Origin of the sequence: Micromonospora sp. CNB394, assembly GCF_000374985.1 — a bacterium.
GTDB lineage: Bacteria > Actinomycetota > Actinomycetes > Mycobacteriales > Micromonosporaceae > Micromonospora > Micromonospora marina.
Genome location: NZ_KB895836.1, coordinates 132013 through 143942, shown reverse-complemented (window position 1 = coordinate 143942; position 11930 = coordinate 132013). Strand labels below are relative to the sequence as shown.

The 11930-nt window shown below is 73.9% G+C and carries 12 protein-coding genes and 1 pseudogene; 9 read left to right on the top strand and 4 right to left on the bottom strand.

Annotated features, from left to right (window positions below):
* Positions 1–353 (top strand): annotated as a pseudogene (locus C569_RS0115980) (hypothetical protein); the annotation flags it as partial.
* Between the two features lie 100 nt (positions 354–453).
* The gene (locus tag C569_RS0115975; RefSeq protein ID WP_018786776.1) at positions 454–948 is read left to right on the top strand and encodes a hypothetical protein; all 495 of its coding nucleotides are present in this window, start codon (positions 454–456) and stop codon (positions 946–948) included.
* 15 nt (positions 949–963) lie between these two features.
* Here C569_RS0115975 and C569_RS0115970 read toward each other — a convergent pair whose 3' ends face one another.
* Entirely contained in the window at positions 964–2019 is a 1056-nt protein-coding gene (locus C569_RS0115970) for a GlxA family transcriptional regulator (protein WP_018786775.1), read from the bottom strand.
* A 70-nt stretch (positions 2020–2089) separates the two neighbouring features.
* Between C569_RS0115970 and C569_RS0115965 the strand changes: the two genes are divergently transcribed.
* The gene (locus tag C569_RS0115965) at positions 2090–3388 is read left to right on the top strand and encodes an MFS transporter (RefSeq protein ID WP_018786774.1); all 1299 of its coding nucleotides are present in this window, start codon (positions 2090–2092) and stop codon (positions 3386–3388) included.
* 4 nt (positions 3389–3392) lie between these two features.
* Here C569_RS0115965 and C569_RS0115960 read toward each other — a convergent pair whose 3' ends face one another.
* Both C569_RS0115960 and C569_RS0115955 read right to left on the bottom strand, forming a co-directional pair.
* On the bottom strand, positions 3393–4115 hold the full coding sequence (locus C569_RS0115960) for an RICIN domain-containing protein (protein ID WP_018786773.1): 723 nt from the start codon (positions 4113–4115) through the stop codon (positions 3393–3395).
* A 58-nt stretch (positions 4116–4173) separates the two neighbouring features.
* Positions 4174–4458, bottom strand: coding sequence for a DUF427 domain-containing protein (locus C569_RS0115955; RefSeq protein ID WP_018786772.1), 285 nt, complete (start codon positions 4456–4458; stop codon positions 4174–4176).
* Between the two features lie 174 nt (positions 4459–4632).
* On the opposite strand from C569_RS0115955, the gene C569_RS0115950 reads away from it, so the two are divergent.
* The 6 genes from C569_RS0115950 to C569_RS0115925 all read left to right on the top strand — a co-directional run bounded on the left by C569_RS0115950 (position 4633) and on the right by C569_RS0115925 (position 11724).
* On the top strand, positions 4633–6018 hold the full coding sequence (locus C569_RS0115950) for an FAD-binding oxidoreductase (RefSeq protein WP_026268220.1): 1386 nt from the start codon (positions 4633–4635) through the stop codon (positions 6016–6018).
* A complete protein-coding gene (locus C569_RS0115945; protein ID WP_018786770.1) occupies positions 6015–7358 on the top strand; it encodes a class I SAM-dependent methyltransferase in 1344 nt (447 codons plus the stop codon). The genes C569_RS0115950 and C569_RS0115945 overlap by 4 nt, the downstream gene beginning before the upstream one ends.
* Positions 7359–7637: 279 nt before the next feature.
* Positions 7638–8009, top strand: coding sequence for a hypothetical protein (locus C569_RS30400; RefSeq protein WP_018786769.1), 372 nt, complete (start codon positions 7638–7640; stop codon positions 8007–8009).
* A 218-nt stretch (positions 8010–8227) separates the two neighbouring features.
* Positions 8228–8461, top strand: a complete 234-nt coding sequence (locus C569_RS0115935) for a zinc-ribbon domain-containing protein (protein ID WP_018786768.1) — start codon at positions 8228–8230, stop codon at positions 8459–8461.
* A gap of 649 nt (positions 8462–9110) precedes the next feature.
* Positions 9111–10181, top strand: coding sequence for a hypothetical protein (locus C569_RS0115930; RefSeq protein ID WP_018786767.1), 1071 nt, complete (start codon positions 9111–9113; stop codon positions 10179–10181).
* 37 nt (positions 10182–10218) lie between these two features.
* Positions 10219–11724 carry a hypothetical protein gene (locus C569_RS0115925; RefSeq protein ID WP_018786766.1) on the top strand — a complete coding sequence of 502 codons (1506 nt, stop codon included), beginning with the start codon at positions 10219–10221 and terminating at the stop codon, positions 11722–11724.
* A 10-nt stretch (positions 11725–11734) separates the two neighbouring features.
* Here C569_RS0115925 and C569_RS34330 read toward each other — a convergent pair whose 3' ends face one another.
* Positions 11735–11923, bottom strand: a complete 189-nt coding sequence (locus C569_RS34330) for a hypothetical protein (protein WP_231394808.1) — start codon at positions 11921–11923, stop codon at positions 11735–11737.
* Positions 11924–11930: the final 7 nt, after the last annotated feature.

Sequence of the window (11930 nt, the reverse complement as noted above, 5' to 3'; positions counted from 1 at the left end):
TCGCGGCGACGAAGAAGGCCGGGATGGACGAGCGTGCCGCGGTGGTGTCGATCGCGACGGCGTTGCAGGAGTCGAAGCTGGAGAACCTCGGTCACCTGGGTGACCGTAACGACCACGACTCGCAGGGTCTGTTCCAGCAGCGCCCGTCCTCCGGTTGGGGCACGGTGGAGCAGATCACCGACCCCGAGTACTCCACCCTGGCGTTCCTGAAGGGTCTGAAGCAGGTCGACGGCTGGCAGGACATGCCGCTGACCAAGGCCGCCCAGACCGTCCAGGTGTCTGCTTACCCGGACCACTACGCCCAGTGGGAGCAGCAGGCCGCCGACCTGGTAGCCGAACACTGGAACAAGTAAGCGAGACAGGCCGGCACCCCGAACAGGGGTGCCGGCCTTTCACGCGTCCGGGTGAACCGGGCCCGGTAGACGGGGTGGCCGCAGCGGTGGCGGAGGTTGGATGCGGGACATGGACGAGGTGGACGCCCCGGCACTGCGGCAGGCGTACGAGGAGTTGCTCGCGGAGCTGGACGCGGGCGGGTTCGGCCCGCCGCCGGAAGGACAGTTGAGCGCCGAGCAGATCGTCGCGCACCTCGCCGCCAACGACGAGCTGATGAGCGAGGCGACCGAGGCTGTGCTGGCCGGCTCGCCGTTCGCCTACTACGACCTGGACACCATCCACCGGCCGCAACTGGATGCGCTCGTCTCCGAGTGCGGCGGGCTGGACGGGCTGGCGGCACTGTTCCGGGCCACCAGCCAGAAGTTGTGCGCGCTGGCGGAGCGGCTCGGCCCGGCGGCGGAGGCACCTGTGGACACGGTGCTACGCGAGGGCTTCGACCTGGACGTGGACGACTCCCTGCCCTGGGGCAGAGCGCTGGACCTGCACATCCGCGTGCACCTGCCGCTGCACCTCGCGCAGCTCCGCGCCCTGCGCCGCCAGCCCCACCTCGCCTGACCGTCGGACCGCCGGTCAAGGAGTTGTGGCGGCGGACAACTCCGACACGTCCGGCGCCCCAGGCACCACAACTCCAAGATCGACGGAGGCGGAGCTCGGCGCAGGGGACGGGCGGAACGTGCGGCGGTAGGCGGTGGGGGACACGCCCACCCGCGCGTGGAAGTGCTGGCGCAGTGCGGCGGTGGTGCCGAAACCCGAGTCCCGGGCGATCCGGTCCACGCTCAGATCCGTCGTCTCCAGCAGCACCCGGGCGTGCTCGGTGCGCTGCTGGAGCAGCCACTGCGCCGGGCTGAGCCCGGTCTCGGAGCGGAAGTGCCGGGTGAACGTACGGACGCTCATCCGCGCGTGCGCCGCCATCTCGCGCAGGGCCACCGGCTCGTGCAGCCGTTGCTGTGCCCACTCGCGGGTGGCGGCGGTGCCGTTCTCAGCGCCGCGGGGCACCGGCCGTTCGATGTACTGGGCCTGCCCGCCGTCGCGCCACGGCGGCACCACGCAGCGCCGGGCCGCCCGGTTCGCCACCGCGCTGCCGTGGTCGGTGCGGACGACGTGCAGGCACAGGTCGATGCCGGCGGCCACCCCGGCCGAGGTGAGCACACGTCCGTCGTCGACGAAGAGCACGTCGGGGTCGAGCCGTACGCCGGGGTGCAGGCGGCGGAAGCGCGACGCGTACGCCCAGTGCGTGGTGGCCGGGCGGCCGTCGAGCAGGCCGGCGGCGGCGAGCACGAACGCGCCGGTGCAGATGGACATGACGCGGGCACCCCTGTCGTACGCCGTGCGCAGCGCCTGGGCCACCTCGGCGGCCACCGTGCCGTCGTGCAGCGGAGGACCGGCGTGGATGCCGGGGACGATCACCGTGTCGGCGCTGCCCAACAGTTCCAGGCCGTGGTCGGGGAGGACCTGGAAGCCGGCGCTGCTGCGGATCGGCTGCCCGCCCGGAGTGCAGGTCGCCACCACGTACAGCGGGGTTCGGTCGTCGTCGCGGGCGGCGCCGAGGACCTGGGCCGGGGTGCCGAGGTCGAGCGCCACCACGCCGTCGAGGGCGAGGACGGCCACCCGGTGCGGTACGGACATGGCCCGATTATTGCGTACGATGGCTTTCCGGCCACTCGTCGGCGGAGCCACCCGGCCGGAGACTCGCTGGGTGACCCGCTCCCGCCTGCATCCGGCCTGGCTCGTCGCCGCTGTCGCCTTCGTCGCGCTCGTCGGCGCGGCCGGTTTCCGCGCCACCCCCGGCGTGCTGCTGCACCCGCTGCACGCCGAGTTCGGCTGGCCGCTGGCGACCATCTCCGCCGCCGTCTCGGTCAACCTGCTGCTGTACGGCCTCACCGCGCCGTTCGCCGCCGCGCTGATGGACCGGTTCGGCATCCGCCGGGTGGTGGCGGGCGCGCTGGTGCTGGTGGCCGCCGGCAGCGGCCTGACCGTGGGGATGACCGAGAGCTGGCAGCTCGTCCTGTGCTGGGGTGTCCTCGTCGGGCTGGGCACCGGCTCGATGGCGCTGGCTTTCGTGGCCACGGTCACCGGGCGCTGGTTCGTCGAGCGCCGTGGCCTGGTGACGGGTGTGCTCACCGCCGGGGGCGCGGCCGGGCAGCTCGTCTTCCTTCCGCTGCTCGCGCTGCTGGTACGCGACCACGGCTGGCGCACGGCGGCACTCGTCGTCGCCGGGGCCGCGCTGGCGGTCGTACCCCTTGTGGTGTGGTTGTTGCGGGAGCATCCGGCGGACCTGGGGCGGCCCGCCTACGGCGCGACCGAAGTCGTGCCGCCGGCCCGGCCGGAGGGCGGCGCGGCGGCGCGGGCGGTCGGCGCGTTCGCCGCCGCCGCGCGGACGCGGCCGTTCTGGCTGCTCGCCGGCGGTTTCGCGATCTGCGGCGCGACCACGAACGGCCTGGTCGGTACGCACTTCGTGCCGGCTGCGCACGACCACGGCATGCCGGAGACCACTGCTGCCGGGTTGCTCGCCGTGGTCGGGCTCTTCGACATCGCCGGCTCGATCGCCTCCGGCTGGCTCACCGACCGGGTCGACGCCCGGCTGCTGCTGGGTGCCTACTACGCGTTGCGCGGGGCGTCGCTGCTGGTGCTGCCGAGTCTGTTCGCCGGTACGGCCGAGCCGAGCATGCTGGTCTTCATCGTCTTCTACGGGCTGGACTGGGTGGCCACCGTCCCGCCGACCGTGGCGCTGTGCCGGGAGTGGTTCGGCGCGTCCGGCGCGGTGGTGTTCGGCTGGGTGTTCGCCGCGCACCAGTTCGGCGCCGCGCTCGCGGCCACCGGCGCCGGTCTGGTCCGGGACCGGCTCGGCGACTACGCGCTCGCCTGGTACGTGGCGGGTGCGCTGTCGATCGGCGCGGCCGGGCTGTCACTGCTGCTGCGCCGCCGTGCCGCCGACGAGCCCGCGTTCGCGCTGCCGGTCGCGGCGGGCAGACGCGCCTGGAGTTACCGGGGCTGACCGGTCAGCCGGCCGCCCACTGCTGCTCGGGAGCGCCGCTGCACGGCGCCTGCTCCAGCTCGCGCCCGGCTTCGGTGCCCGCGTCGTCGACCTGCGCGCACTTGCCGCTGTGCACGGCGACCAGCAGCGCCGCGCCGTTACCGGCCGACTGGAACCGCCACTGCTGGTTGGCCTGCCCGTTGCAGGACCACTGCTGCACGTCCGCGCCGTCGTCGGTCTTCGCCTCGTTGACGTCCAGGCACTTGCTGCTCGCCGCGTTGACGAGCAGGTAGGTGTCGTTCGTGACCGGCGTGACCACCCACTGCTGCTCCGGCCCGCCGGTGCAGTCGGCGAGCGCCGCCTGCGCGCCCTCGGCCTCGTCGCCGGTCACGCCGAGGCAGCGCCCGGACGGCACGCCCCGGATCACCTTCGGCGTGGCGACCGGCGCGGCGGGTCTGCTCGGCGTCGCGCTCGGCGAGGGTGACGCCGACGGAGTGGGCTCCGCCGACGGTTCCGCGCTCGGCTCGCTCGGTGCCGCGGTGGGCGCCGCGGCCGCCGGCACCACCGGCCGGTCGTCGCCGCCACCGAGCACGCCGGTGGCGAAGAAGGCGCCGAGGAGTACGCCCGCCGCGCCGACGCTCAGCGCGACCCGCATCAGCGGGTCCTGAGGCAGCCGGCCACGTACGCCACGGGCGCGGCGGGCGCCGCCGTACATGGTGCCGGACGGGTCGGAATGCGGGTCGGCCATGGGGGCATAGTGACCCACCGGGGCCGCCGGGTGCCAGTCGCCCCGGCGGCACGGTGGCTCAGTCGACGACCCGGACGTCCTTCCAGAACGCCACGCGGTCGCGGACCATCTCCGCCTCCGGCTTGGGCTCGGGGTAGTACCAGACGGCGTCCGGGCTGGTGGCGCCGCCGTGTTCGAGCGTGTAGTAGGAGGCCGTGCCCTTCCAGGGGCAGACCGTGTGGGTGTCGGAGGAGCGGATCAGGTCGTCGCGCAGCGCGGCACGGGGGAAGTAGTGGTTGCCCTCGACCACAACGGTGTCGTCGCTCTCGGCGACGACGAGGTCGTTCCAGACGGCTTTCGGCATGCCCTCCACGCTATGCCGGTGGCCGCGTACCGGCCACCGCTGCGCGCGTCGGCCACCGCTCGGGCGACCACCGGCCAGGCGGTGGCGGAGGTAACGCGCGCGTCGTCGGTGAGTCGTCGAAAGGCCACCGTGGACATCCCACGAACTTGTCGTACCCGAGCGTAAGGTGATCTCATGCACGCTGTCCGTGATCATGAACGGGCGGTGGACACGCTGCGGCGCTCCTACGCCGCGGTGCCCGCCGGGGAGCCCGTACGGCTGGCCAAGCAGACCTCGAACCTGTTCCGGCCCCGCTCCGCGCCGCGTACGCCGGGGCTGGACGTGAGCGGCCTGACCGGGGTGCTCGCCGTGGACCCGGCCGCCCGCACGGCCGACGTGCAGGGCATGTGCACCTACGAGGATCTGGTCGACGCGACGCTGCCGTACGGCCTGATGCCGCTGGTCGTGCCGCAGTTGCGCACCATCACGCTGGGCGGCGCGGTGACCGGTCTGGGCGTCGAGTCCACCTCCTTCCGCAACGGCCTGCCGCACGAGTCGGTGCTGGAGATGGACGTGCTCACCGGCGCGGGGGAGATCGTCACGACAGGGCCCCGCGGCGAGCACGCCGACCTGCACCGGGCCTTCCCGAACTCGCTGGGCAGCCTCGGCTACGCCACCCGGCTGCGCATCGAGCTGCAACCGATCGGCCGGCACGTGTCGCTGCGCAACATCCGGTTCACCCGGCTGGAGGAACTGGTCGACGCGATCGGCGAGGTGGTCGCCAAGGGTGCCTGGGGCGGGGAGCCGGTCGACGCCATGGACGGGGTGGTGTTCAGCCCCGGCGAGGCGTACCTCGTGCTCGGCGCGTTCACCGACGAAGCCGACGACGGCCCGTCCGACTACACCGGCCAGGAGATCTACTACCGCTCGCTGCGCCGGCGCACCCGGGACGCGCTCACCGCGTACGACTATCTCTGGCGCTGGGACACCGACTGGTTCTGGTGCTCGGCGGCGTTCGGGGTGCAGCACCCGGTGGTGCGGCGGCTGTGGCCGCGGCGCTACCGGCGCAGCGACGTCTACCACCGGATCGTGCGGCTGGAGCACCGGCACCGGGTGGCGGCCCGGGTCGACAGGTGGCGGGGCCGCCCGGCCCGGGAGCGGGTGGTGCAGGACGTGGAGGTTCCGCTCGGCCGCACGCCCGAGTTCCTGCGCTGGTTCGCCGCGGACGTGGGCATGACGCCGGTGTGGCTGTGCCCGCTGCGGCTGCGGGAGCCGTCCGGTCCCGGGTCGGCGAAGGCGTGGCCGCTATATCCGCTCCGACCGGGCGAAACGTATGTGAACATCGGCTTCTGGGGAAGCGTGCCCATCGCGGCGGGCTCCGCCGACGGTGACGTCAACCGCCAGATCGAGCGAATGGTGTCGGAGGTGGGCGGCCACAAGTCGCTCTACTCCGACGCGTACTACGACCGGGGCGAGTTCGACCGCCTCTACGGCGGAGACATCTGGCGTGCCGTGAAGGACCGCTACGACCCGGACCACCGACTCACCGGACTGTACGAGAAGGCGGTATCCCGAGCATGAGTCTGACCGACCGAACACCGGGGGCGGCGAGCACCCCGGCCGGCCCGCCGGCGGGCGGGCGGCGTACCGGACCGACAGTCGCGGACGTGGTCCGCGCGGTCACCACCGGCGACCTGCCCGTCCGGGTCACCGGCTACGACGGCAGCGCGGTGGGTTCGGCCGACGCCGGGATCACCCTGGCGATCCGCACCGAGCGGGGCCTGTCCTACCTGCTCACCGCGCCGGGCGACCTGGGCATGGCCCGGGCCTACGTCAGCGGGGACCTGGGGCTGGAGGGGGTGCACCCGGGCGACCCGTACGAGGCGCTGCGGGTGATCAAGGACGGGGTGCCGCTGCGCGTCCCGGCGATGAGCGAGGCGCTCGCGCTGGTCCGGGGCCTGGGCTGGGAACGACTGCGCCCGCCGCCGCCCCCGCCGCAGGAGGCGTCGCCGCGCTGGCGGCGGCTGATGACCGGCCTGCGTCACTCGCGTACCCGGGACAGCACCGCGATCTCGCACCACTACGACGTGTCGAACGCCTTCTACGAGAAGGTGCTCGGGCCGTCCATGACGTACACCTGCGCGGTCTTCCGCGGCCCCGGCGACACCCTCGAAGAGGCGCAGCGGAACAAGTACGACCTGGTCGCCGGCAAACTGGCACTCAAGCCGGGAATGCGGCTGCTGGACGTGGGCTGCGGCTGGGGCGGCATGGTCCGGCACGCGGCCCGGGAGTACGGCGTCAAGGCTCTCGGTGTGACGCTGTCGAGGGCGCAGGCCGACTGGGCGCGGGCCGCGATCGAGCGGGAAGGGCTGAGCGAACTGGCCGAGGTGCGCCACCTGGACTACCGGGACGCGCCGCGCGAGCAGTTCGACGCGATCTCCTCGATCGGGCTGACCGAGCACATCGGGGTCCGCAACTACCCGGCCTACTTCGGTGCGCTGCGCTCCCGGCTCAAGCCCGGCGGGCGGCTGCTCAACCACTGCATCACCCGGGCCGACAACCGGGCGCCGCACCGCTCCGGCGTGTTCATCGACAGGTACGTCTTTCCCGACGGCGAGCTGGCCGGTCCGGGCCGGCTGATCAGCGAGATCCACGACGCCGGGTTCGAGGTGCACCACGAGGAGAACCTGCGGCAGCACTACGCGCTGACGCTCGCCGGCTGGTGCCGCAACCTGGTCGAGCACTGGGACTTCTGCGTCGGCGAGGTCGGGCCGGGCACCGCCAGGGTGTGGGGGCTCTACATGGCGGGCTCCCGGCTGGCGTTCGAGCGCAACGGCATCCAGTTGCATCACGTGCTCGCCACGCACAACGGCCCGGAAGGGGTGAACGGGTACCCGCTGCGTCCGGACTGGACTCCCTGACGCGACGTACCGGTGAGAGGCCGCGCGGACCGCGCGGCCTCTCGTCGAAGTCATCGACAAAGCTCGCCAAGAAAGACGTCCTGCACCTGGAACAGCGCGAGCAGGCCGAAGTCCTGCTCAAGCCGCAGCGCATCAAGGTGCTGCGGCGACTCGCCGGGCCCCGCACCTGCACCGACGTCGCGGCCCGGCTGGAGCAGACGCCGCAGCGCGTCCTACCACGTCAAGCAGCGCGTCCACTACCACGTCAAGCAGGTCGTCGCGGCCGGGCTGGCCGAGCAGGTGGCGCAGCGGCAGGTCCGCGGCATCACCGAGGGCATCTACCAGGCCGTCGCCCGGTCGTACTGGCTCTCGCCCCGGCTCGTCGGCCGCATCGGCGGCACGCGCCGGGTCCGCGACGAGCTGAGTCTGGGCTACCTGCTCGACCTCATGGAGGAGGTCCAGGCCGACATCGCCGCGCTCGACCGCACCGCCCCCGAACTGCCGTCCATCGGCGTCTCCGGTGAGATCCGGGTGCCCGCCGAGCGGCGGCAGGAGTTCCTGCACGACCTGCAGACGACGTTGCAGGACCTGTTCACGCGCTACGGCGGCGCCGAAGGAGACGCCTTCAAACTCGCCGTGGCCTGCTACCCGAAAGGCGACAAGCATGACTGAGCCGATGGCCGTCCGCGCCCGCCTCGCCGCCCCGGTGGTGACCGTCCGCCGGGCCCTGACGACGCGCCGATGGACAAGGTGTGGACCTCGATCACCGACTCCGAGGGACTGGAAGCCGATCTGGCTCGCTTGAGGTGTAAGGAAGGGCCCCCTCTTAACGTCTCCGGTAGAGGAGGGGGCCCCTTTTAACACGAGCCCCGGGTGGGTAATGCCGGGCGATGTTCTTCATCTTCGGGCTGCGGACCAAGGTCGTCCGGTCCGGCGTCGTCACCGAGGTCTGCCGCAACTGCGGCAACCAGGCCGCCCAGGTGATCACCCGCCGGGTCACCAAGTTCAGCCTCTTCTTCATCCCGCTGATCCCGCTGCGCACCCGGTACGCGCAGCAGTGCACGTTCTGCGGCGCCGAGTACGACGTCTCCCGTGCCGAGGCCGAGCGCCTCCCGGTCGGCTGACCATGACCCGCTTCCTCTGCTGGCTGATCGGCCGCCCGCCGGCCACCCCGGTCGCCCCGCCGGTGCACACCGCTGCCCGTCCGCCCTGCGCGCCCGGGCGCCGGCACCGCCGCCGGCGTCGTCCGCTGGCGGGAGCGCAGTCCCCGCGCTCGCCCTGGAACCGCTCCGGCCGCTGACCGGGTGGCGCGGTCAGCCGGGCCATCCGGTACGCCGCCACGGCCGACTTGGTCGACGCGGTCGCGGTCCGCCGCGGGCGAGACGGCGTCATCGGCACACCACGACGAAAGGCCGACGCCGGGTAGGCGTTCCCGGGAACCGCGGCAGCCGACCCCGGCCCGGCCGATCGCTCGCCCCCGCGCGTCGACACCCGTACCCGTGCGGCGATCCGTCGCATCGAAGACGGATACGCCCGGGTGCTGCGCCGACCGGCCGAACGCCCGCAGCGGCCCGATCCCGGCATCGAACCGGAGGACCATGGCGGGTTGCTCGCTCCTCGCCCTACCGTGCCGGGCCCCTGGCCGGTCACCGACCGAAACGGGGCCGACGCTGGTGGCGGCCCCCGCGCGGGTCTGGCCGCCATGTTATTATAAAAAGGGCCCCTTCCTCTACCGGAGGGGTTAACAAGGGGCCCTTCCTTACACTTCATCGGGTGGAAGATCGGCTGGCGCAGATCAGGGGTGGCGGGCCGCCCCGGCGGCACAACGCCCGCACCATCGCCGCGCTGACCGGCAACCCCGGCTGTACCCGTCGCGCCGTCCTGGACAGCGCCGGCGCGGACAAGCCGGCGCTCGCCGAGCAGCTCGGTTTCCCGGCGAGGTTCGGCCAGTCCCGCTTCGCGATCACTCGCGGCAACGCGTTCGAGGCCCAGGTCAAGGCCGACGGCGGGACGGAGTTGCTGCGCCTGGTCGCGGAGCGGCTCGGCGTACCGGTGCCGGAGGGCGCGACCTGGACCGATCTCGGCGCCGACGACGACCGGCCGGAACGCTCGCGGCCGGCGCTGACCGCCAGCGGCGACGGCCCGGCGTTGTTCGACCACCCGCTGCTCGGCCTGGACGTGGCCGGTACCCGGGTGCACCTGGAACCGGACCTGGTCGCCGCCCGGCTGGCGGGCCGGTTCCACGTCGTGGAGATCAAGTCGTTTCCGGTGATCGACGGGCAGGCCGACCCGGGCAAGGTCGCGGCCGCCGCGATCCAGTCCGCCGTCTACGTGCTGGCGCTGCGCGAGCTGCTCGCCGCCGGGGGACGCGACCCGGAGCTGGTGTCGCACGAGGTGGTGCTGGTCTGCCCACGTGACTTCGCCAACCAGCCGGTGGCCAGCTTGCTCGACGTTCGCCGGCAACTGCTGGTGCTGCGCCGCCAGTTGGCCAGGATGGCCCGGGTCGAGGAGCTGCTCGCCGCCGTACCGGCCGGGTTCACGGTCGACCCGGCGGCCGATCCGGCCGCGCTCGCCGCCGCGCTGCACCGGGTGCCCGCGCGTTACGCGCCCGACTGCCTGGCCGCCTGTGAGCTGGCGTACTTCTGCCGGCACGAGGCGCGCGGGCAGACCGGCGCGTTGGGCCGGCCGGTCCGTGAGGCGCTGGGCGGCGTCGAGGACGTCGCCGACGTGCTGGCGCTCGCCGGGGGCGTGGCCGCGCCGGAGCCGGAGCAGGCGGAGGCCGCCGCGCTGCTGCGGGCCGCCGCGCGCCTGCGCGCCGACGCCCTCGCCGGACAGACCGCATGAGTACGCTGCGCGCCGACGCCTTCGCCGGACACCCCGCGTGAGTACGCTGCGCGCGCTCGCCCGGGCGCAGGCGGTCGCCGCGGGGCGGGCCCAACCGGTGGCCACGGTCCGCCACCTGCATCTGTCGGACCGGCCGCTGGTGCTGGTGCCGCTCGCGCTGGCCGGTGAGGCGAACGCCCCGCTCGCCGCGATGGTCGGCGCCGCGCCCGACGAGGCCCGGCTGCTGGTGGTGCCGCAGCCGCGCAACCGGGACCAGCGGTTCGCGTTCGCCGCCGAACTGGCCGGGGTCGTGCTGCCGTACCTGGACGAGTTCCGCGACCTGACCGAGGCGGTGCCGGTGGACCGGGGCCGCGACGTCCGTCACCGGTACGCCGACGCGCCGCAACTGCTGGTGCCGAACCCGGCCGGGATCACGTTCCTGCGGTTGTTCGGCCGCTCGACCCGGTTCCGCCGGACCGACGGCGACTATCCGGTGCACCAGTCGGTGCCGCTGCTCGGCCGGTGGCTGACGTTCTTCGCCGAGCGCGCCGAGCAACCGGGCTCGTCGGCGCTGCTGGCGCTCACCGATGCGCTGACGTTGCACTGGGCGACCGGGCAGAGCGTGGTGGAGGATCTGCACCTGCCGGCGGTGCTGGGCTGGCTGGAACCGCCGGCCGGGCTGACCGGCACCGAGGCGGCGGCCCGCGCCGAGGATCCGGCACGCTGCCCGCCGGCCGGGCCGGCCACCGACCCGGACTTCGACAACCGGCGGCTCGCCCCGGCGATCGAGGCGTACACCCGGGCCGAGGGCGATCCGGCGGCCCGCGCGGCCGCGTACGACGAGCTGGCCGGCCTGTTGCGCGGCCAGCTCGCGCCCACCTGGGAGCTGATGTGGCGCGGTGTCGGGCTGCTGCGGACGCTGCCGGCCGGCGCGCGGGTGACCGGCCGGTGGGCCGGTGACCGGGACGCGTTCACCGCGCACGCCGAGCACGTCGACGCCGGGGGCGGCCCGCAGCCGCGGCGCGACGGCGCGGTGGCGGCGGCGCTGCGGTTGCAGCGGCTGGAACGGGCGTCGACCGCGTGGGCGGTGCAGCGTGCGTACGACGATCCGTTGGTGATGGCCGAGCACCGGCTGTCCGGGGAGGCGTTCGTCGGTGAGGTGACGCTCGCCGACCCGGCGCGGGTGGACGACTCCGGCAAGCGGCCGGTGCTGCGCCCGCGCATCCAGGTGGTCACCACCGAGCCGGTGCCGATGCCGGTGGGCGCGACGCTGTACTCCCCGGCCCGCCCGGCGCAGAAGGCGAAGATCGTGTTCGTGACGCCCGGCGGCGACGGCAAGACCGAGGTGGTGCTCGAACTGTCCGGCGGGATGGGCCGGGGGCTGACCGCGCCGCCCGGCAGCGTGCCCGAGGTGGGTGAGCGGATCTGCCTGACCGGCCTGTCCGACGGTTTCCTGCCGGGCGGCGCGTTCCCGGCGCCGGAGGAGACACCGTGGACGCACGGCGGGCCGCCCGGCACGGCCGCCGCGCCGCCGGACCCGGCCCCGGCGGAGGACTGGTCCTGACCCGCGCGGTTCAGCCCAGGGCGGCGAGGGCCGTCCGCTGCTCGGCCGCCGCCGGCCGGTCCGGGTCTGCCGCCAGCAGCGCTTCCAGGCTCCGGCGGTACGCGACGTCGCGTGCCCGGTCGGCCGGGGTCGCCACGTCCGGGGCGACGCCGCAGCCCTCCCAGTTGGTGCCGCTCGCCGCGTGTACGGGCCGGGCCACCGGCACC